The following is a 20,883-nucleotide window of genomic DNA, read 5'->3' on the forward strand; positions in this document are numbered from 1 at the left end:
GTGGACGCACTGGCGTCCGCCCGGCGGGAGTTCGCGGTACTGCTGGGTGAGTTCCGGCGTACGGCGGTGCTGGTGCCGTTCGATCCGTACGGGAGTCTGTGGACGGCGGACCAGAACGGGGTGCGCTGGATCTGTGCCTTCTCGGACGAGGAGGCTCTCGCCCGGTTCGCGCGGGCGCAGGGGGACGGCGCGCGGGAATGGAGCTACCGCACCGTCCTCGGCGCGCGCCTCCTGGACGTGATGGTGCCGATGCTGCCGGGTCCGGCAGGCGTGGCCCTGGACGCGGGGAGCACGGACGGTGTGCTGTTCCCGCCGGTCGCGGGCATCGTGCCCGACCGTGCGGTGGTCGATCCGGGGAAGACGGGATGAGCGGGGAGAACGCGGATCTGAACGTGCCTCCGGCGGTTCTGGCGCAGATCGCGGAGGGCATCGACCTGGCACACGCCGAGTTGAAGGATCTCGGCATGCTCGGGCGGGCGGCGGCGGGGCGGGGCTTCTCGGATCTCGCCCTGTCGGGGCTGGAGTTGGGGCACGGCGGTCTGACCTCTCAGTTCGAGACGTTCTGCAAGCGGTGGGAGTGGGGGGTACGGGCACTGTCCCAGCGGGGCAACCTCCTCGCGGCCGGACTGGGCCTGTCCGCGGGCTCGTTCGCCGAGGAGGAGCAGTACGTCAAGGACTCGATCAAGATCGCGGTGAACTCCGTCAACGGAAACCCCCACCTGTCCGAGGACGAGGTCAAGGGCATGAGCTGGGACACGATCAGCAAGCAGCGCGCCTATGACGATCCGGACTGGAGCGCGGAGTCCTTCACCGAGGCGCACGGCGAGGTGAAGCAGCAGTGGAAGGACACCGTGTACGACGTCGAGGACGCGTTGCTCGACCAGGGCGAGCGGGTCGGCTACATCGACCCGGCGGTCCGTGAGGCCGTGGACGAGCAGCTCAAGGAGCGGCTGAACCCGTCGCCGGAGATCATCGCGCAGGCCGAGCAGCCGCGCTGGCCGGAGAAGGGCTGATGACGGACTGGGGTGGGACGTTCGACAAGTTCGTCGACGGGGCCGCTCGGGGCATCGACCGGGGCAAGGAGCTCCTGGGCGAGGGCATCGACGCGACGACGGACAAGATCGGCGCGGGGCTGGAGAGGGTCGGCGCGCACGACTGGGCCGACAAGGTCGAGGACTGGGGCGACGGGACCGCGTCGTCGCTGGGTGCGGAGGTCGGGGAGAAGCAGCTCGGGCAGAGCGAGGAAGCGGACGAGCTGCTGCACGGGAAGCCGGAGAAGATCACCGCGGCGGTGAAGAACCTGCGGGACTTCCAGAAGGCGTTCGACCTCGTCGGCGGCGGATTGAGGAAGCTGGACTCCGGCCGCTGGCGCGGCGAGGCGGCCGACGCCTTCCGGAGGAAGTTCGAGACCCTGCCCACGGACTGGCTGCGCGCGGCCGACGCGTTCGAGGACGCGGCGAAGGCGCTGGAGACGTACGCGTCGGCCGTCACGAGCGCCCAGGGAAAGGCGCGTGCGGCGATCGCGCTGTACAGGGAGGGCAGGCAGGACTCCGAGAAGGCGGTCGCGGCGTTCAACAAGAAGGTCGACGCCTACAACGCGGCCCGCACCGGCGACCAGCCGCTCCCTCACCCGGGTACGTTCTCCGACCCGGGGGTGCCCAAGCAGAAGCGGGCCCAGGAGGACCTGGAGGACGCCCGGAGGTCACGGAACGAGGCGGGCGAACGGGCCAGGAGCGCGGTCGCCGCGGCGATGGCGCACGCACCCGACATACCCACCGGCAGGGACCGGTTCAGGGACGAGCTCATCGACCGGGGGATGACCTACGGGGTCGAACTCACCCATGTCGGCGGGGGCGTGGTGAAGGGCGTGGCCGGCCTGGCGGGCTTCCTGCGGCAGGTGAACCCGCTCGACGCCTACAACCTGACGCACCCGGCCGAGTACTACAAGGGCGTCAACATGACGCTGTCCGCCCTCACTTCGACCGCCGCCAACCCCGACCGGGCCCTCCAGGGCGCCTGGGAGGCGATGAAGAGCGACCCCTCGGAATTCGGCGGGCGCCTCCTCCCGGAGCTGGTCGGTACGAAGGGGGCCGGAGCCGTACGGAGCCTCGCACGCTCCGGGCTCCACAAGGGCGCGAAGGCCGATGGGCCATCGCGGCCGGGCTCCGCCAGGGAAGGACATGAGAGAGCTCCGGATTCCAACGGGAAGCAGTGCGACAAGGTCAAGTGCGCCGGCGACCCGATCGACGTCGCGACCGGACGCATGCTTCTGCCTCAGACGGACATCGCCCTTCCCGGGTCCCTCCCTCTTGTCTTCTCACGCGTGTTCGACTCCTCATACCGGTCGGGCCACTGGTTCGGTACGGGTTGGTCGAGCACGGTCGACCAACGGCTGGAGATCGACGCGGAGGGCGTGGTGTTCGCCTGCGATCAAGGCAGCCTACTGGCCTATCCGCATCCCGCTCCCGGCGTTCCTGTCATGCCCACGCACGGTCGGCGCTGGCCGCTCGACCGGGTCGATGACGGCTATACCATCACCGACCCGGAGACCGGCCAGGTCCGGCGCTTCGTCGACCAGAACGCCGACCTGGCGCTGCTGGTGCAGATCGATGACCGCAACGGCCGTTGGATCACTTTCGAGTACGACGAAGCGGGTGCACCGACGTCCATCGTCCATCACGGTGGCTACCACTTGAAGCTCACTACAGCCGAAGAACGGGTCACCGCCCTGCACTTGGCAGGCGCCGCACCGGACGGAACCGACCAGGAAATCCTGCGCTACGGCTACACGGACGGCCACCTCACAGCAGTCACCAACTCCTCGGGGCGGCCTCTGCGCTTCGACTGCGACGAGCTCGGCCGCATTACCGCGTGGACGGACACCAACGACAGCCGCTACGAGTACGTATACGACGACCTCGACCGCTGCATCCACCAGTCCGGCACGAACGGCCATCTAGAAGCCCACTTCACCTGGGATGGTACGGACCCTGAAACGGGACTTCGCATGACGTCCATGACCGATGGCCTTGGCCACATCAGGCAATACGTGATCAACGAACGGGCCCAGGTAGTCGCCGAGACCGACGCGGTGGGAGCAGTCACTCGCTTCGAGTACGACCGCTACCACCAATTGCTCTCCGTCACAGATCCTCTCGGACACGTCAGCCGCTCCGTCTACAACGATCACGGCTTGCTGACCAGGGTAGTACGACCTGACGGTCGAGAAATGACTGCAGAGTACAACAGTCTGGGCCTTGCCGTGCGCATCAGACATGCGGACGGAAAAGTCACCCATCAGACGTATGACGACCGGGGCAACCGAACATCGGTCACGGATTCTTCAGGAGCAACGACGACCTTCTCCTATGACAATCTAGGGAACTTCATTTCCGTCGAAAATTCTCTTGGTGAGCGATGCACCATCCGGCGGGATGCCGCCGGCCTCCCCCTGGAAATTACCGATCCGATGGGAGGAATATTCCGTTATAAACGTGATACATTCGGCCGATTGGTTATCCTCACCGACCCCATCGGGAGAGAAACTTCATTCCGCTGGACAACCGAGGGCCGATTGTCCAGCCGAACGAATGCCGACGGCACCATTCAATCGTGGAAATATGATGGGGAAGGAAACTGCACCGCTTACACGGATGCCATGGGAGGAATCTCCAGTTTCCAGTACACTCATTTCGATCTGATGGAGGCCAGAACCGGCCCAGACGGAGTTCGTTACGAGTTCGACCACGACACCAACCTGCAGCTGATTCAGGTCAGAAACCCGCTTGGTTCAACCTGGAATTACGAATACGACCCAACGGGCCACCTTGCCTCGGAGACCGACTTCGACAACCGAAAACTCACATACGAATTCGACGCTTCCGGCCGTTTGGTAAAGCGCACCAACGGCCTCGGTGAGACCATTCGTTACAGGTACAACGAACTCGGTCAAATCCTTGGTAAGGATGCCGCTGGAACCATCACGACCTACGAGTACGATATCTTCGATCAGCTCGCCCGAGCGACCAGTCCTGACGTCACGCTCACTCGCCTACGTGACCAACACGGCCGCCTCAGGTCCGAAACAGTGAACGGCAGAACGCTCACATATGGGCATGACATACTTGGCCGCCGCATCTCGCGCACAACTCCCACCGGCACGGCAAGCACGTGGACTTATGATGCCGGGGGGCAGCCCGCCACGCTCGACGTGTCCGGCCGGAAAGTGACGTTCGAGCGCGACATTGCGGGCCGTGAAGTAAGCCGCCGCATTGGGGACGCGACGAGACTGACACACGAGTTCGATGCATCAGACCGCCTAACAGGCCAGCAGATCTCTGCGCACGGCCGCACGGTTCGCAGCCGCGCTTACACATACCGCGCTGACGGTAATCTTGTCGGCGTCAATGACTCACTTGGAGAAAGCCGCACCTTCGACGTTGACGCTTCGGGCCGCGTTACAGGAGTTCATGCTCCGAGCTGGACCGAGAGCTACGCTTACGATCAAACAGGAAGTCAGACCGAGGCAAGCTGGCCCGCGTCCCACCCCGGCCAGGAATCGACAGGCACACGCATCTACACCGGCACAAGAATATCTCGCGCTGGCCGGACCCGATACGAGCACGACGCTCAGGGCCGGATCGTTCAGCGTCAGAAAATCAGACTCTCCCGCAAGCCGGAAACCTGGCGATATTCCTGGGACGCCGAAGATCGACTCACCTCGGTGGTCACTCCGGACGGAAAGCAGTGGAACTACCTCTATGACCCGCTGGGTCGACGCATCGCAAAACACTGCCTGGCCGCAGATGGGGAATCCGTAGCCGAGCAAGTCTGGTTCACCTGGGATGGAACCACTCTGTGCGAACAAGTCATACCCGACCAGAACCTTGAAACCTCGATCGCCCTGACCTGGGAGCACGACGGTTTTCGCCCGATCACCCAGACCGAACGCATTCTTACCTCCCCGTTCTCCCAGACGTCGGTCAACGAACGCTTTTTCGCCATGATTACCGATCTGGTTGGCAATCCGACGGAGCTTATCGGCGAGTCAGGGGATTTGGCATGGCACTCCCGCAGCACACTCTGGGGCACAACGAGCTGGTCCACAAACAGCACAACCTACACTCCGCTTCGATTCCCCGGTCAATACTTTGACCCCGAAACCGGACTTCACTATAATTTCCACCGATACTACGATCCCGAAATTTCCCGATACCTTTCAGTAGATCTTCTGGGTCTGACACCGGCCTTCAACCCGGTTTCCTATGTGGGGAATCCTCACACGTGGGCAGACCCACTCGGGCTGGGACCGTGCCCGCCGCCATCACTCGCGGACGCCAAAAATAGGGCGCTCAGGGAAGCCGGCGTTCCCGCAGGGGCAGAGCCTCTGGATGTCAATAATTACGTACCCGCCACCGCACCTGCCTGGCAAGGCGGAAAGCAGCTTATGGATGGAAATCACCAACCCATCTACTATACTGAGGAGTGGTATGAAACAGCATCCGGGGATATTGTCGTCTTCCAGGATCATTACTTTGGGCATCAAAAACCTGGAGAACCCGGATATCAGCCGGCACACATACATGTAAGACCTTTTGACAATACACGAAACGGACACATCCCAGGCACCGAGGAGCATTACTATTATGACAAAACATTGGACTGACCTAGCGAACAACACAAGCGGACTGAAATCTCTTTACTCCTCCGTGCCATCCCTGAATCTCGTACGCCTGAGATCCATCCATCTCAATTGGCAGGGGCCTACAGTTACGGCAAGAATCGATCTCCCTGAGTATCCAGACAACGCGCCACCCGAATGGATCGATCGCGGCCACGATACCCTGCAAATCCATCTACAGTTCGTGGCCGTAGAGAACTTGTCGGCACACGGGTGGATTCCTTCCAGCCCGGTATCCATCGAATTTATGCCGCAGGAAGAAAGAAGACTCCAGGCATGCATCACCGGAGACGGCCTGGAGCTCTCTCTAGCATGCAGCGATTCGTTCACTGTGGGCCATGTAAGCTCCTTCCGATCAACCGACTCCTCAATGAAAGACGAGACATACAGTTTCCTCCAACCTCTTGACGCACGCAGATTCACCACCCTCCCCGACACGCATGAAAGCACTTTCTATGAGCGAATCTGATTGGGCTCATTTTCTGGAAAATCCAGAATCCATTCACGCGCTGTATGACAAGGAGCCACGCCTTGAGCAAAGTGATCTTTTCCATGTGCTGGCGGACGAGCGATCAGACAGCATCACACTCGGGTTCCGAACCTACGAAATCCCGACGCGCACCAGACCCGAGCGGGAAGGAGCGAAATACAATTCTTTCTCCTTCCATCTAATTTTCGATGGAGTTCAAGAGCTGTTCATCCGTGGGTGGACAGCCCCGGCGCACAAACGGGTTTCTATCCGACGTGATCCCGATGAAAATTTGACGGTCACCATCACTTCGGACGGAAGTTCCGTTGCCTTTCGCGCACACTCTCTCTCACTCAGTGCAGCACGCGTGGGCTTGGTGTCGCGGTTCGAGTAACGGCCTCCCTACTCCTCCGGCGGAAAAACCACCTCCCCCGACCCCGCCAGCGTCAGCGTGATCGCCTCCACCGGGCAGCCCTCCGCCGCCGCGAGGATCTGTTCGGCCGCGTCGTGGTCCTCCTCCGACGGGTGGGACTGGCGGGCGGTGTCCAGGTGGAAGGCGGCCGGGGCGTGGTTGACGCACATGCCGGAGCCGATGCAGACCGAGCGGTCGACCTCCACGTGCCAGCGGTCGCCCATCAGGCGCTCCGGTAGCCGGCGGGGAGGTGGATCATCTTGTGCTCGAAGAACTCGCCGTAGCCCTCGGGGCCGAACTCGCGGCCCAGGCCGGAGTTCTTGTAGCCGCCGAACGGGCCGAGCATGTCGAGGCTGAAGGTGTTCACGCTGTACGTGCCCGTGCGGATGCAGCGGGCGATGTCGATGCCGCGTTCCGTGTCCGCCGTCCAGACGCTGCCGCTGAGGCCGTACGGGGAGTCGTCGGCGATGCGGACGGCCTCGGCCTCGTCGGCGTACGGGATCAGGCAGATCACCGGGCCGAAGATCTCCTCGCGGGCGATGCGCATGGAGTTGTCGACCGAGCCGAAGAGGGTGGGTTCGACGTACCAGCCGCGCTCCTGGGAGGCGGGGCGGCTGCCGCCGGTGAGGATCTTGGCGCCTTCCTCCTGGCCCAGACGGATGTAGTCCAGGGAGCGTTGCTGCTGGCGTCGGGCCACCAGCGGGCCCAGTTCGGTGGTCGGGTCCAGGGGGTCGCCCACGCGCAGGGCTCCCGCCGCCGCCGCGAACGCCTCCGCCATTTCGTCGTAGCGGGAGCGCGGGGCCAGGATGCGGGTCTGGGCCACGCACGCCTGGCCGTTGATCATCCAGGCGAAGGGGACGATGCCCGCGACCGCCGCCTCCAGGTCCGCGTCCGGCAGGATCACCGCCGCCGACTTGCCGCCCAGCTCCAGCGTGACGCGGGTGAGGTTGCGGGAGGCGACCTCCATCACGCGGCGGCCGGCGGCCACCGAGCCCGTGAAGGAGACCTTGTCCACGCCCGGGTGGCCCACCAGGTACTCGCTGACCTCGCGGTCGGCCGGGAGGATGGAGAGGACCCCGGGGGGCAGGCCCGCCTCCGCCGTGATCTCCGCCAGGAGGTAGGCGTCCAGGGGGGTTTCCGGGGAGACCTTCAGGACCGCGGTGCAGCCCGCCAGGAGCGCCGGGGCCAGCTTGGCGGCGGCCGTGAACTGGGGGACGTTCCACGGGACGACCGCCGCCACCACCCCGACCGGCTCCCGGCGGACCAGGAGCGGGCCGAGGACTCCGTCGCGGCGTTCCTCGTACGGGAACGTGCGCGCCACCGTGATCGCCGAGTCCCAGACCATCATCGCGGCCAGCGCCTGCACCATCACGCTCGCGCTGTACGGGGTCCCGTTCTGCGCGCTGATCAGGCGCGCGAACTCCTCGTGGCGTACGGCGAACGCGTCCTTGATCCGCGTGATCACCGCGATCCGCTCGTCCAGCGACATCCGGGGCCAGGGGCCTTCGTCAAAGGCTCGGCGGGCCCCGGCGACCGCTCGGTCCACATCGGCCTCGGAAGCGTGCGGGACGCGGCCGATGACCTGTTCGGTGTGCGGGGAGATCACCTCGATGACGTCGGTGCCGAGCGGATCGGTGAACTCCCCGCCGATGAACAGGTGTCCGTGTTCCACAAGCTCTGTCATGGCCCCTGCCTCCCGTGAACCCCGCACACGCACCCACTCAACTGACTGTTCGTCAGAACTGATACCAGTTCCTGTTCCAGGAGTCCACGGGCGGGAGTCGAAGCATTGGTAGACCTGGGCTACCAATGGAACGAGTTCTCGTTACAGTGGGGGCAGTTCGCGCCGTCCGCCGAGCAGAGATGGGGAGCCCATGACACAGGTGACCGACCACGGTGGAGGCGTCCACAGCATCAGGGTCCCCATCCCGGACAACCCCCTGGGCCACACCCTGGTCCACCTCGTCGACACCGACCGGGGGCCCGTCCTCATCGATACGGGGTGGGACGACCCGGCCTCCTGGGACACCCTGGTCGCCGGGCTCACCGCACTCTCCACCTCCGTCACCGACGTACACGGCATCGTCATCACCCACCACCACCCCGACCACCACGGACTCTCCGGCCAGGTCCGCGAGGCGTCCGGGGCCTGGATCGCGATGCACGAGGCGGACACCGCGATTGTCCGGCGTACGCGCGAATCCGAGCCCGCCACCTGGCTCGACTACCTCACCCGCAAGCTCGCCGCCGCAGGCGCCCCCGACGACCACCTCGCCCCGCTGCTCGCCGCCCGCACCAGTGGCCGGCTGCGGACCTTGCCGGGGCTCAGCGCCGCCCTGCCGGACCGGGAGATCGTGCCCGGCGAGCTGCTCGGCCTCGCCGGGCGGCGGCTGCGGGCGATCTGGACCCCCGGCCACACCCCGGGCCATGTCTGCCTCCATTTGGAAGAGCGGCATCCGGGGAATCTGCCGGGGCACGGGCGGCTGTTCTCCGGGGACCACCTGCTGCCCGGGATCAGCCCGCACATCGGGCTGTACGAGGACCCCGACGAGGCCGAGGTGACCGATCCGCTCGGGGACTACCTCGCCTCGCTGGAGCGGATCGGGCGGCTCGGGGTGGCGGAGGTGCTGCCCGCGCACCAGCACGCGTTCGCCGATGCGGGCGGGCGCGTACGGGAGCTGCTGGACCACCACGAGGAGCGGCTCACCGGGCTGCTCGCCCTGCTCTCCACCCCGCTGACCCCGTGGCAGCTGGCCGAGCGGATGGAGTGGAACCGGCCCTGGAGGCAGATTCCGCACGGTTCGCGGTCGATCGCCGTGTCGGAGGCCGAGTCCCATCTGCGGCGGCTGGTGAAGCTCGGGCGGGCGGAGGCCGTGGGCGGCAGCGACCCGGTCACGTACATCGCGGTGTGACGAGCGCCGGGCACCGGTATCGCGTGTACCCGGTGTGACGAGTCCGGGCGCTGCTCCCTTCGGACGATACCGGCGGTCCGCCACCCCGAGGAGCGGTCCGCCGCCCTCAGGAGCGGAGCTACGGCCCGGTAGAGTGAGCAGGTCGTCATCATGCCCGTACAGGGGGAAGCCGGTGCGAACCCGGCACTGGACCCCAGCCGTGAACCGTCCGCCCGACGGCAGCCGGAACGCCCTGTCCACGGAGCGTGAGCGGCCGGGGGCCGTGTGACCACAAGGCCCCCAGGGCCACCGGGACCCCGGTGGCCGGCACCGTCGAGGCATACGGGGCCGGAGCCCGGTGGCCTCGTGCGCCGACCGGGAGGACCGGCCCCCGCAGGAGAGGCCCACCCCGTCATGACCGTACGCCGCAGCGCAGCCGCGCTCGCGACCACCGCCGTTCTGCTGGGCGCGGCCGCACCCGTCGCGGTCGCGCCCGTCGCGGTCGCCGCGCCGAGCCCTTCCCCCTCGGCCGAGCTGCCGCCCGGGCTCTACGGCACCACGGACCCCACGTACGACGGGGTGTGGCGGCAGTCGCTGGCCTTCCTCGCCCAGAAGATCGAGTACGTCACGCCGTCGGCCCAGGCCGTGGACTGGCTGGTGGGGCAGCAGTGCGACAGCGGCGCGTTCACCTCGTACCGCGACGCCGCCAAGCCGTGCGACGCGTCGACCGTGATGGACACCAACGCCACCGCCGCCGCCGTCCAGGCGCTCGTGGAGCTGAACCAGCACCGCGAGGCGGCGGACAACGGGGCCGACTGGCTGAAGTCCGTCCAGAACGAGGACGGCGGCTGGGGGTACAACCCGGGCAGCCCCAGCGACGCCAACTCCACGGCCGTCGTGATCGGCGCCCTCGCCCGTACGAGCGTCCCGATCAGCGAGATCACCACCGCCGACGGCAAGACCCCGTACACCGCGCTCCAGTCCCTGGCCATCCCGTGCGGGGAGAAGGACGGCGGCGCCTTCGCCTACCAGCCCGGCAAGAAGGGCGAGCTCGTCGCCAACGCCGACGCCTCGGCCGCCGCCGTGCTCGGGCTGATGGGCCGGGGCATGGCCGTCGGGGACGCCAACGCGGTGAAGGACCCCGTCTGCCGCAAGGGCGACGACCTCACCGCCGAGGAGAGCGCGCAGAACGGCGCCCACTACCTCGCCGAGACCCTGGCCGCCTCCCCCTACCTCAACCAGCCGCCGATGCCGGGCGCCGAAGACAGCGCGCCGCAGCCCGACTTCGGCAACACGGCGGACGCGGTCGTCGCCCTCGCCGCCTCCGGGCACAAGGACAAGGCCGCCGCCTCGGTGGAGTGGCTGGAGAAGAACTCCAAGGACTGGGCCCAGCAGGGCGGGCCCGCCGCCACCGCGCAGCTGATCTTCGCCGCGCACGCGACGGGCGCCGACGCCCGCAGTTTCGGCGGGGTCGACCTCGTCAAGCAGCTGAACGCGACCGGCCCCTCCCCCGCCGCGACCGCCGCCCCCTCGCCGACGCCGACCGGTCCGCAGCCCAGCAGCGGCACCAGCAGCGACGACAGCGGGCTCGGCCTGTGGTGGCTGGTCGGGCTCGGCCTGGCGTTCGGCGCGGGCATCGGCTTCCTGCTCAGCATGCGCCGGAAGAAGCAGCAGCCGTGACGCCGCCCGCCGGGTCCGCCGGTGAGCGGCGCACCCGGTCCGGAGCAGTGCTCCGGTCGCCGAGCACCGCTCCCCTCACCACCCCCCTCAGGGCTCTCCTCGTCACCCTGCTCGCGGCCCTCCTCGCCGCCTCGGCGGTCCTCCTCGGGGCGGGCGGCGCCGAGGCCGCCGGGTACCGCTACTGGTCCTTCTGGGAGGGCAACGGCAAGAACTGGGAGTACGCCACCCAGGGCCCCGCCCTCCTGCTCCCCGACGACGGTACGGTCCAGGGCTTCCGGTTCTCCGTCAGCGAGGACTCCGCCGACGCCGACCAGCCGCGCCGCGCCCCCGACTTCGGGGCCATCTGCGCCTCCACCCCGGCGAAGGACGGCTCCAAGCGGGTTGCCCTGGTGATCGACCCCGGTACGCCGGAGGACGCCCCGGCCGGGGAGGAGCCGCCCGCCCTGCGTACCGCCTGCGCCCAGGTCGCGCCGGACGCCAGCAGCGCGGAGGCGCTCGCCTCGGTGGCGAAGCCGCTGCGGTACGACAGCAGCGCGATGATCTGCGCGATCTCCGGCTATCCGAAGACGGGCTGCGGTGAGCAGGTGTCGGGCGACGGGGACGGCGGCAAGAAAGACAGCAGCGAGAAGCCGTCCGCCCCGTCGAGTGCGTCGAGCGCGGACGGTGACGGCGGCAGCAGCGGTGGCGGCGGGCCCTCCGTCGGGCTCCTCGTCGGTATCGGGGCCGTCCTCCTGCTGGGTGTCGCCGCCGTGTTCCAGGCCCGCCGGCGCCGATGACGCACGCCCCGGGGACGGCCCGGCTGCTCCGGCGTGCCCTGCACGCGCCCGAGGCGGGCCGTTCCAACGCGCTGCCCGCCGGGGCGTGGTGGCTCTGGGCGCTGGGGCTCGCGACCGCCGCCTCCCGGACCACCAACCCGCTGCTGCTCGGCCTGCTGGTCGGGGTGGCCGGGTATGTGGTGGCGGCCCGGCGCACGGACGCGCCCTGGGCCCGCTCCTACGGGGCGTTCATCAAGCTCGGGCTCTTCGTCATCGCGCTGCGGCTGCTCTTCTCCGTCTTCCTCGGCTCGCAGATCCCGGGCTCGCACACCGTGTTCACGCTCCCCGAACTGCCCCTGCCCGACTGGGCGCAGGGGGTGCGGATCGGTGGCCGGGTCACGGCGGAGCAGCTGGTCTTCTCGCTCTACGACGGGATGAAGCTGGCCGCCCTGCTGATCTGCGTCGGCGCGGCGAACTCGCTCGCCAACCCGGCCCGGCTGCTGAAGTCGCTGCCCGGGGCGCTGTACGAGGCCGGGGTCGCCGTCGTCGTCGCGATGACGTTCGCCCCGAACATGGTCGCCGATGTGGTCCGGCTGCGGACCGCGCGGCGGCTGCGGGGGCGGCCGACCGGTGGGGTGAAGGCCGTCGCGCAGATCGGACTGCCGGTGCTGGAGGGGGCGTTGGAGCGGTCGGTGGCGGTGGCCGCGTCGATGGACGCGCGGGGGTACGGGCGTACCGCCGACGTTCCGCCCGCCGTCCGGCACACCACCAACGTCCTCACGCTCGGCGGGCTGCTCGGGGTGTGCGCGGGGACGTACGGGCTGCTGGCCGCGCAGGGCGCCGGGTACGGGCTGCCCGTGCTGCTGGCGGGGCTCGTCGCGGCGATGGCGGGGCTGCGGCTGGGCGGGCGGCGCTCGGTGCGGACCCGCTACCGCCCGGACCGGTGGGGCGTACGGGCCTGGCTGGTGGCGGGGTCGGGGGCGGTGGTGGCCGCCGCGATGATCTGGGCGGGCTCGGTCGATCCGGAGGCGCTGCACCCCGGTGTCGTACCGCTGACCGCGCCGGAGCTGCCGCTGTGGCCGGCGGTGGCCGTGCTGGTGGGGCTGCTGCCCGCGCTGGTCGCCCCCGTGCCGCCGACGGCCCGGGGCGCCGCCTCCGTACCACCGACACCACGCGGCCGGGGCTTCGAAGAACACGACCGTAGCGGCAAGGAGCAGGCGTGATCAGGTTCGAGCAGGTCTCCGTGCGGTACGACGGGACGGACCGGCCCACCCTGTCCGGCGTCGATCTCGCGGTGCCGGAAGGGGAGTTGGTGCTGCTGGTCGGCCCGTCGGGGGTCGGCAAGTCGACGCTGCTGGGGACGGTCTCGGGGCTCGTCCCGCACTTCACGGGCGGGGTGCTGAGCGGGCGGGTCACGGTGGACGGGCGGGACACCCGCGCCCACAAGCCGCGTGAACTGGCCGATCTGGTGGGCACGGTGGGGCAGGACCCGCTGGCCCATTTCGTCACGGACACGGTCGAGGACGAACTCGCGTACGGCATGGAGTCGTTGGGACTGGCGCCCGATGTCATGCGGCGGCGCGTGGAGGAGACGCTCGATCTGCTGGGGCTGGCCGAGCTGCGCGACCGGCCGATCGCGACCCTCTCGGGCGGGCAGCAGCAGCGGGTGGCGATCGGTTCGGTGCTGACCCCGCACCCCAAGGTGCTGGTGCTCGACGAGCCGACGTCCGCGCTGGACCCGGCGGCGGCCGAGGAGGTCCTCGCCGTACTGCAACGGCTGGTCCACGACCTCGGAACGACCGTGCTGATGGCCGAACACCGGCTGGAGCGGGTCGTGCAGTACGCGGACCAGGTCGTCCTGCTGCCCGCGCCGGGGGCCGCCCCGGTGATGGGCGCGCCCGCCGGGATCATGAAGGTGTCGCCGGTCCGGCCGCCGGTCGCGGAGTTGGGGCTGCTGGCGGGCTGGGACCCGCTGCCGCTGTCGGTACGCGATGCCCGGCGCGGGGCCGGTGAGCTGCGGGCCCGGCTGGCGTCGGCCGAGGTGCCCGCGCCGCCGGAGCCGTCCGGGAGTGTGCCGGTCGCGCCGGTGTCGAGCGGCCCCCGGCCGGGGCGGATCGCCCGGCTGCTGGGCCGTACGAAGGCCGTGGCGGCGCCCGCGCCCGCCGCCGATCCCGTCACCCGGGTCGATGCGCTGAGTGTGCGGCGCGGCCGGATCGAGGCGCTGCGGCGGGTGACGCTCACCGTGGCGCCGGGCGAGACCGTGGCGCTGATGGGCCGTAACGGGGCCGGGAAGTCCACGCTGCTCGGCGCGCTGGTCGGCATGGTCGAGCCCACGTCCGGTTCCGTACGCGTGGGAGGTCTGGCCCCGGCCCGTACCGATCCGCGCGCCATGATCCGCCGGGTCGGCCTGGTCCCGCAGGAGCCGCGCGATCTGCTGTACGCGGACACGGTGGCCGCCGAGTGCGCCGCCGCCGACCGGGACGCGGGCGCGGCGGAGGGCACCTGCCGGGCCCTGGTCTCCGAGCTGCTCCCGGGGGTCGGGGACGCCACGCACCCCCGTGACCTCTCCGAGGGGCAGCGGCTCGCCCTGGCCCTCGCCCTGGTGCTGACGGCCCGCCCGCCGCTGTTGCTGCTGGACGAGCCGACCCGGGGCCTGGACTACGCGGCGAAAGGGCGGCTCGTCGGCGTCCTGCGCGCGCTCGCGGCCGAGGGCCACGCCATCGTCCTGGCCACGCACGATGTGGAGCTGGCGGCGGAGCTGGCCCACCGGGTGGTGATCCTCGCCGACGGGGAGGTCGTCGCGGACGGCCCGACCGGCCGGGTGGTGGTCTCCTCCCCCGCCTTCGCCCCGCAGACCGCGAAGATCCTCGCCCCGCAGGAGTGGCTGACCGTCTCCCAGGTGCGCGGCGCGCTGGAGGCGGGCGCGTGAGCGGTAACGGAGTCGACGTACGGGTGCGGGCCCCCCGGCCCGTGCGGCTCGGGCCGAAGTCGGTGGCCGCGCTGGTGCTCGTCAGCGCGGTCGGGGTGGTCGCCTTCGGGTGGCCGCTGCTGGCCGGTGCCGACTCCGGGCTGGCCCACGCGCAGGACGCGCCGTGGCTGTTCGCCGCGCTGCTGCCACTGCTGGTCGCGGTGGTGGTGGCGACGATCGCGGAGTCCGGCATGGACGCCAAGGCCGTCGCGATGCTCGGTGTCCTGGCGGCGGTCGGGGCCGCGCTGCGCCCGCTGGGGGCGGGCACGGCGGGCCTGGAGCCGATGTTCTTCCTGATGGTCCTGAGCGGCCGGGTGCTGGGGCCGGGCTTCGGCTTCGTCCTCGGCTCGGTGACCATGTTCGCCTCCGCCCTGCTCACGGGCGGGGTGGGGCCGTGGATGCCGTTCCAGATGCTGGCGATGGGCTGGTTCACGATGGGCGCGGGGCTGCTGCCGGGCCCGGACCGGCTGCGCGGCCGGGCCGAGCTGGCGATGCTCGCGGTCTACGGGTCGGTGGCGGCGTTCGCGTACGGCACGATCATGAATCTGTACGGCTGGACGATCATCCCGGGGCTGGCCTCGGGCATCTCGTTCGTGGCGGGCGACCCGCTCCACGAGAACCTGGTGCGCTTCCTCGCCTACTGCGCGGCAACCTCGCTGGGGTGGGACCTGGGGCGGGCGGTGCTCACGGTCGTCCTGACGCTCACGGTCGGCCCGACCCTGCTGAAGGCGCTGCGCCGGGCGACACGGCGGGCGGCGTTCGACGCGCGGGCGGGGTTCGAGGAGCCCCGGGGGTCCTGACCTGCCAGGGGTCTTGACCTGCCGGGGCTCCGGGCCGTCCACAGCCGCTGGGGGATCGTCCTCGTCACAGCCGCTGGGTGACCGTCCCCGTTACAGCCGCTGGATGATCGTCCCCGTGGCCAGCGCCCCGCCCGCGCACATCGTGATGAGCGCGAACTCCTTGTCGCGGCGTTCCAGTTCGTGCAGGGCCGTGGTGATCAGACGGGCTCCCGTCGCGCCGACCGGGTGGCCCAGCGCGATCGCGCCGCCGTTGACGTTGACCTTCTCCAGACCGTCGAGGTCCGCCTCGAACTCCTGGGCCCAGCTGAGCACCACCGACGCGAACGCCTCGTTGATCTCGACGAGGTCGATGTCCTTGAGCGACATGCCCGCCTTGCCGAGCACCGCCCGGGTGGCGTCCACGGGTCCGTCCAGGTGGAAGTGCGGGTCGGAGCCGACGAGGGCCTGGGCCACGATCCGGGCCCGGGGCCTGAGCCTGAGGGCGCGGGCCATGCGCTTGGAGGACCAGAGGAGGGCGGCGGCCCCGTCGGATATCTGCGAGGAGTTCCCGGCGGTGTGGACGGCGGTCGGCATGACCGCCTTCAGCCCGGCGAGCGCCTCCATCGAGGTGTCCCGCAGCCCCTCGTCCCGGTCGACGAGCCGCCACATGCCCTGGCCGGCCGCCTGCTCCTCCTCGGTGGTGGGGACCTGGACGGCGTACGTCTCACGCTTGAAGCGTTCCTCGGCCCAGGCTTCGGCCGCCCGCTGCTGGGAGAGGAGGCCGAGCGCGTCGACCTTCTCGCGGGTGAGGCCGCGTTTGCGGGCGATGCGCTCGGCGGCCTCGAACTGGTTGGGCAGGTCGATGTTCCACTCGTCGGGCCAGGGCTTGCCCGGCCCGTGTTTGGAGCCGCTGCCCAGCGGGACCCGGGACATCGCCTCGACGCCGCAGCTGATGCCCACGTCGATGACCCCGGCGGCCACCATGTTGGCGACCATGTGCGCGGCCTGCTGGGAGGAGCCGCACTGGCAGTCGACGGTGGTCGCGGCGGTCTCGTACGGCAGGCCGACGGCCAGCCAGGCGTTGCGGGCCGGGTTCATGGACTGCTCCCCGGCGTGGGTGACGGTGCCGCCGACGATCTGCTCGACGCAGTCGGCCTGGATACCGGTGCGGCCGAGCAGTTCACGGTAGGTCTCGCCCAGCAGATAGGCCGGGTGCAGATTGGCGAGCGCGCCTCCGCGCCTGCCGATCGGGGTGCGTACGGCTTCGACGATGACGGGTTCCGCGGCCATGAGCTCGTCCTCTCCTCGCCCTTCCGCCGGTGGCGTCCCGGCGCCTACGGAAGGAACTAGTACGCGTTCTAGTTATGCAAGCAGTCTCGTGACGCGGGACCGGCTGCGCAAGGGGCGTGCAGGCACCGCGTACGCGCCCTGCGCGCGCCCCGCACCGGGGCGGGCCTACCGTGCGCGGGGTCGACCGGGGAACGGATCGGGCCGGGAGTCTTGCGACTTGTAGAACTCGTTACTACCTTGCGGGCAGATTCTGATGGAGCGTCAGGAACGCCAGGCGAGGGCGGCTGTCGGACGGTTCGCCGCCAGATCCGGAGTGGAGAGGTGCCCATGCGCTGCCCCCATCTGCCCGACGGGTTCGACTTCACCGACCCCGACCTCCTCCAAGCCCGCGTCCCGCACCCGGAGTTCGCCCTGATGCGGCAGACCGCCCCGGTGTGGTGGTGCGCCCAGCCCGCCAACATCTCGGGCTTCGGCGACGAGGGGTACTGGGCCGTCACCCGGCACGCGGACGTCAAGTACGTCTCCACGCACCCGGAGTTGTTCTCCTCGAACACCAACACCGCCGTCATCCGCTTCAACGAGACGATCAGCCGCGACCAGATCGAGGTCCAGAAACTGATCATGCTGAACATGGACCCGCCGGAGCACACCCGGGTCCGTCAGATCGTCCAGCGCGGCTTCACCCCGCGCGCGGTGCGCTCGCTGGAGCAGGCCCTGCGGGCACGGGCCCGTTCCATCGTGGAGACCGCGCACACGGGGGCAGCGGCCGGGGCCGACGGCTCGTTCGACTTCGTCACGGACATCGCGGTGGAGCTGCCGCTCCAGGCGATCGCCGAACTCATCGGCGTACCGCAGGAGGACCGGTCCAAGATCTTCGACTGGTCGAACAAGATGGCCGCGTACGACGATCCCGAGTACGCGATCACCGAGGAGGTCGGCGCCGAGGCGGCGATGGAGATCGTGGCGTACGCGATGAACCTGGCGGCGGCCCGCAAGGAGTGCCCGGCCCAGGACATCGTGAGCCAGTTGGTCGCGGCGGAGGGCGAGGGGAACCTGTCCTCCGACGAGTTCGGGTTCTTCGTGATCCTGCTCGCGGTGGCGGGCAACGAGACGACCCGTAACGCCATCAGCCACGGCATGCACGCCTTCCTCACCCACCCCGAGCAGTGGGAGCTCTACAAACGGGAGCGCCCGGGGACGACGGCCGAAGAGATCGTCCGCTGGGCGACCCCCGTGGTCTCCTTCCAGCGGACCGCCACCCAGGATCTGGAGCTGGGCGGTCAGCGGATCAGGAAGGGCGAGCGGGTCGGGCTGTTCTACTCCTCCGCCAACAACGACCCCGAGGTGTTCGACGCCCCGGAGGTCTTCGACATCACCCGCGACCCCAATCCGCACCTCGGGTTCGGGGGCGGCGGGCCGCACTTCTGCCTGGGCAAGTCGCTGGCCGTGATGGAGATCGACCTGATCTTCAACGCCATCGCCGACGTACTGCCCGATCTGCGGCTCCTGGAGGACCCGCGACGGCTGCGCTCGGCCTGGCTCAACGGGATCAAGCAGCTTCAGGTGAGCACGCCCCTCGGCTGACGCCGGGCCACGAGTGGCGGGGCGGGCGCGGTGGGCGGACCATGGGGAGACGCGGCGATCCATGCCGAAGGGGTGCCGGGACGCGTTCACCACCGTCCCGGCACCCCTTCGGCCTGTGCGCTCTGCTGACCGCCTGGGCTGCCGACCGTCTGCGCTGCCGGCCGCCTGCGCTGTGCCGACCGCTACGTGCCTCCGCCGACCTTCTCCGCGACCTCGGCGGGAATGGGTGTGGGGACGGCCTCGGGCGCGGGGAGGGATTCGGCCGCCGGGGCGGGCGCGGGGGCAGGTACGGGCACGGGAACGGGCACGGTGGACCGTGGTTCCCGCTTCTGCTTCTGGTCGGTCGCCAGCCTGCGCGGGCCGGACAGCAGGTACGTCAGCCCGAAGCCCAGCGCGACGACCAGCCCCCCGCCGACCGCGTCCAGCACCCAGTGGTTCGCCGTCGCCACGATCGCGGCGACGGTGAAGAGCGGGTGGAGCAGGCCGAGCGCCTTCATCCACAGCTTCGGGGCGAGGATCACGATGACCACCCCGCACCACAGCGACCAGCCGAAGTGCAGCGACGGCATCGCCGCGTACTGGTTGGTGACCCCCGTCAGCGTCCCGTAGTCGGGTTTCGCGAAGTCCTGGACCCCGTGGAGGGTGTCGATGAAGCCGAGGCCGGGCATGAGCCGGGGCGGGGCCAGCGGGTAGAGCCAGAAGCCGACGAGCGCCAGCACGGTGGCGAAGCCGATGGAGGTGCGGGCCCAGCGGTAGTCGGCGGGGCGGCGCGCGTACAGCACACCGAGGATCGCCAGCGGGACGAGGAAGTGGAAGGTCGAATAGTAGTAGTCGAAGAACTCCCGCAGCCAGGCGATCTCGACGACCGTGTGGTTGACCCACAGCTCGATGTCGATGTGCAGCCACTGCTCGATGGCGTGGATCTGCCGGCCGTGCTCCTCGGCGACGGGGCGGCCTGCGGTGGCGGCGAGGCGGACCTGGGAGTACGCGGAGTAGACGGCGCGGATGAGCAGGAGTTCCAGCAGGAGGTTGGGGCGGTGGAGCACCCGGCGCCAGAACGGCAGGAGCGGCACACGTCTCCAGCGCGCGGCGACCGGTTTCGCGTGGTCGGTGGGGATCGGCCGCTGCCAGTACGGCGAGGTGCGCGCCAGGAACGGGACGAGGCAGGCCGCGCCGAGCGCCGCGAGGAACAGCCCGTTGTCCCGTACGGAGGTGATCGGGCCGACGTTCGGGAGCAGCATCTTGCCGGGAAGCGTGAGGACGAGCACCACGACGGCGGGCCAGACCAGCCGGTCGGAGGCGCGCTTGCCGACCTTGCCGACGACGGCGAGGAGCACCCACAGCAGCTGGTGCTGCCAGGCGGTCGGCGAGACCACCACCACGACGCACCCGGTCACGGCCACGGCGAGGAGCGGCTGCCCGTCCTGGGCGTACCGGACCGCGCGGCGCACACCGATGACGGTGACCGCCGCCGCGAGCACCAGGAACAGGGCGATCTCGGCCGGTCCCGCCAGGCCGAGCCGGAGCAGCACGCCGTGCAGGGACTGGTTGGCGAGGCCGTCCGCCCGCTCGCCCAGCCCGGCGCCCGCCGCATGGTGCACCCAGTACGTCCACGAGTCCTTCGGCACCGCGGCCCAGGCGGCGGCCGTGCAGAAGGCGAAGGCGGCCCCCGCGGTCACCGAGGCCCGCCGCTTCCCGGTCAGCCAGAGCAGCGCCGCGAAGAGCAGGAGCACCGGCTGAAGGGCGGCGGCGAGGCCGACGAGAACGCCCCGCAACCGGTGGTCCCGGACCACGAACCAGGCCAGCAGCACCAGCAGGACCGGCAGAAGACCGGTCTGGCCGAGGTGGAAGGTGTTGCGGACCGGCAGCGACAGCAGGAGCAGGGCGATCGCGGCCGGGACCGCGAGCAGCGCCGTACGCCGGCCGACCGGCTCGGGCAGGGCCCGGGCCGCGACGACGCCGAGGGCGGCCACCAGGAGGAGGGCCCCGAGGGTCCACACGACGGCGGAGGGCGCCGCGGCCGACAAGGTGAAGGGCTTCAGCAGCAGACCGGCGAAGGGGGTCCCGGTGAACCGGCCGTCGTCGTAGAGCGAGCCCGTCACCCGCAGGACGCCGGTCTCCCCGATCCAGCTCTCCAGATCGGTGAGCCGTTCACCGGGGGGCTGCCGCAGCACCACCGCCGTCTGCCGTACCGCCAGGGCGGCCACGACCAGCCAGAGCAGGGCACGGGTCAGCCCGGTCCTCGTCCTGACGTCCACCACCGCGTCACCGCGCACACTGTGATCCGCATTTACCACGCTGCGCCGACCCTCCCACCATTCCATGCCCCGCCCCTTCGACTCGGGGCAGTGCCGGATGAAGCCTCGCATTGCCCT

At 69.7% G+C, this 20,883-nt stretch carries 16 protein-coding genes and 1 riboswitch; of the genes, 12 read left to right on the forward strand and 4 right to left on the reverse strand.

The genetic code is table 11. The features are described 5' to 3' along the window. The first annotated feature begins 9 nt into the window (after positions 1-9). The 5 genes from B7C62_08440 to B7C62_08460 are packed head-to-tail and all read left to right on the forward strand — an operon-like array spanning position 10 to position 6,543. Positions 10-369, forward strand: a complete 360-nt coding sequence (locus tag B7C62_08440) for a hypothetical protein (protein ARF77048.1) — start codon at positions 10-12, stop codon at positions 367-369. Further along, positions 366-1,013 (forward strand): hypothetical protein, encoded by a 648-nt coding sequence (locus B7C62_08445; GenBank protein ARF72299.1) that lies wholly within the window; start codon positions 366-368, stop codon positions 1,011-1,013. The genes B7C62_08440 and B7C62_08445 overlap by 4 nt, the downstream gene beginning before the upstream one ends. Then, positions 1,013-5,665, forward strand: coding sequence for a type IV secretion protein Rhs (locus B7C62_08450; GenBank protein ARF72300.1), 4,653 nt, complete (start codon positions 1,013-1,015; stop codon positions 5,663-5,665). The genes B7C62_08445 and B7C62_08450 overlap by 1 nt, the downstream gene beginning before the upstream one ends. Then, the gene (locus B7C62_08455) at positions 5,646-6,149 is read left to right on the forward strand and encodes a hypothetical protein (GenBank protein ARF72301.1); all 504 of its coding nucleotides are present in this window, start codon (positions 5,646-5,648) and stop codon (positions 6,147-6,149) included. The genes B7C62_08450 and B7C62_08455 overlap by 20 nt, the downstream gene beginning before the upstream one ends. Continuing rightward, positions 6,136-6,543, forward strand: coding sequence for a hypothetical protein (locus B7C62_08460; protein ARF72302.1), 408 nt, complete (start codon positions 6,136-6,138; stop codon positions 6,541-6,543). Before B7C62_08455 ends, B7C62_08460 begins: the two co-directional genes overlap by 14 nt. An 8-nt stretch (positions 6,544-6,551) precedes the next feature. Here the strand turns inward: B7C62_08460 and B7C62_08465 are convergent, their stop codons facing one another. Next, complete coding sequence (locus tag B7C62_08465) at positions 6,552-6,785, reverse strand: ferredoxin (protein ARF72303.1); 234 nt, start codon at positions 6,783-6,785, stop codon at positions 6,552-6,554. Beyond that, on the reverse strand, positions 6,785-8,245 hold the full coding sequence (locus B7C62_08470) for an aldehyde dehydrogenase (GenBank protein ID ARF72304.1): 1,461 nt from the start codon (positions 8,243-8,245) through the stop codon (positions 6,785-6,787). Before B7C62_08470 ends, B7C62_08465 begins: the two co-directional genes overlap by 1 nt. A 190-nt stretch (positions 8,246-8,435) precedes the next feature. On the opposite strand from B7C62_08470, the gene B7C62_08475 reads away from it, so the two are divergent. The 6 genes from B7C62_08475 to B7C62_08500 all read left to right on the forward strand — a co-directional run bounded on the left by B7C62_08475 (position 8,436) and on the right by B7C62_08500 (position 15,655). Next, on the forward strand, positions 8,436-9,473 hold the full coding sequence (locus B7C62_08475) for a hydrolase (protein ID ARF72305.1): 1,038 nt from the start codon (positions 8,436-8,438) through the stop codon (positions 9,471-9,473). 160 nt (positions 9,474-9,633) lie between these two features. Continuing rightward, positions 9,634-9,706, forward strand: a riboswitch (cobalamin riboswitch). Between the two features lie 160 nt (positions 9,707-9,866). Then, entirely contained in the window at positions 9,867-11,132 is a 1,266-nt protein-coding gene (locus B7C62_08480; GenBank protein ID ARF72306.1) for a hypothetical protein, read from the forward strand. 47 nt (positions 11,133-11,179) lie between these two features. Then, positions 11,180-11,908, forward strand: a complete 729-nt coding sequence (locus B7C62_08485; protein ARF77049.1) for a hypothetical protein — start codon at positions 11,180-11,182, stop codon at positions 11,906-11,908. Next, positions 11,905-13,110 carry a cobalt ABC transporter permease gene (locus B7C62_08490; GenBank protein ID ARF72307.1) on the forward strand — a complete coding sequence of 402 codons (1,206 nt, stop codon included), beginning with the start codon at positions 11,905-11,907 and terminating at the stop codon, positions 13,108-13,110. Before B7C62_08485 ends, B7C62_08490 begins: the two co-directional genes overlap by 4 nt. Continuing rightward, on the forward strand, positions 13,107-14,816 hold the full coding sequence (locus B7C62_08495; protein ARF72308.1) for a cobalt ABC transporter ATP-binding protein: 1,710 nt from the start codon (positions 13,107-13,109) through the stop codon (positions 14,814-14,816). The genes B7C62_08490 and B7C62_08495 overlap by 4 nt, the downstream gene beginning before the upstream one ends. Continuing rightward, complete coding sequence (locus tag B7C62_08500; GenBank protein ID ARF72309.1) at positions 14,813-15,655, forward strand: ECF transporter S component; 843 nt, start codon at positions 14,813-14,815, stop codon at positions 15,653-15,655. Before B7C62_08495 ends, B7C62_08500 begins: the two co-directional genes overlap by 4 nt. A gap of 90 nt (positions 15,656-15,745) precedes the next feature. Here B7C62_08500 and B7C62_08505 read toward each other — a convergent pair whose 3' ends face one another. Then, the gene (locus tag B7C62_08505) at positions 15,746-16,924 is read right to left on the reverse strand and encodes an acetyl-CoA acetyltransferase (GenBank protein ID ARF72310.1); all 1,179 of its coding nucleotides are present in this window, start codon (positions 16,922-16,924) and stop codon (positions 15,746-15,748) included. A 327-nt stretch (positions 16,925-17,251) separates the two neighbouring features. Between B7C62_08505 and B7C62_08510 the strand changes: the two genes are divergently transcribed. After that, the gene (locus B7C62_08510) at positions 17,252-18,508 is read left to right on the forward strand and encodes a steroid C27-monooxygenase (GenBank protein ID ARF72311.1); all 1,257 of its coding nucleotides are present in this window, start codon (positions 17,252-17,254) and stop codon (positions 18,506-18,508) included. A 182-nt stretch (positions 18,509-18,690) separates the two neighbouring features. On the opposite strand, the gene B7C62_08515 is transcribed toward B7C62_08510, so the two are convergent. Then, on the reverse strand, positions 18,691-20,832 hold the full coding sequence (locus tag B7C62_08515; GenBank protein ID ARF77050.1) for a hypothetical protein: 2,142 nt from the start codon (positions 20,830-20,832) through the stop codon (positions 18,691-18,693). Positions 20,833-20,883: the final 51 nt, after the last annotated feature.

It is taken from the genome of Kitasatospora albolonga, from assembly GCA_002082585.1.
Lineage (GTDB): Bacteria > Actinomycetota > Actinomycetes > Streptomycetales > Streptomycetaceae > Streptomyces > Streptomyces stephensoniae.

Bases quoted from the DNA above. Each gene is read 5' to 3' on its own strand.
- B7C62_08445 (ARF72299.1), top strand. From the start codon at position 366: ATGAGCGGGGAGAACGCGGATCTGAACGTGCCTCCGGCGGTTCTGGCG.
- B7C62_08450 (ARF72300.1), top strand. From the start codon at position 1,013: ATGACGGACTGGGGTGGGACGTTCGACAAGTTCGTCGACGGGGCCGCT.
- B7C62_08455 (ARF72301.1), top strand. From the start codon at position 5,646: ATGACAAAACATTGGACTGACCTAGCGAACAACACAAGCGGACTGAAA.
- B7C62_08460 (ARF72302.1), top strand. From the start codon at position 6,136: ATGAGCGAATCTGATTGGGCTCATTTTCTGGAAAATCCAGAATCCATT.
- B7C62_08465 (ARF72303.1), bottom strand. From the start codon at position 6,785: ATGGGCGACCGCTGGCACGTGGAGGTCGACCGCTCGGTCTGCATCGGC.
- B7C62_08470 (ARF72304.1), bottom strand. From the start codon at position 8,245: ATGACAGAGCTTGTGGAACACGGACACCTGTTCATCGGCGGGGAGTTC.
- B7C62_08475 (ARF72305.1), top strand. From the start codon at position 8,436: ATGACACAGGTGACCGACCACGGTGGAGGCGTCCACAGCATCAGGGTC.
- B7C62_08480 (ARF72306.1), top strand. From the start codon at position 9,867: ATGACCGTACGCCGCAGCGCAGCCGCGCTCGCGACCACCGCCGTTCTG.
- B7C62_08490 (ARF72307.1), top strand. From the start codon at position 11,905: ATGACGCACGCCCCGGGGACGGCCCGGCTGCTCCGGCGTGCCCTGCAC.
- B7C62_08505 (ARF72310.1), bottom strand. From the start codon at position 16,924: ATGGCCGCGGAACCCGTCATCGTCGAAGCCGTACGCACCCCGATCGGC.
- B7C62_08510 (ARF72311.1), top strand. From the start codon at position 17,252: ATGCGCTGCCCCCATCTGCCCGACGGGTTCGACTTCACCGACCCCGAC.
- B7C62_08515 (ARF77050.1), bottom strand. From the start codon at position 20,832: ATGGAATGGTGGGAGGGTCGGCGCAGCGTGGTAAATGCGGATCACAGT.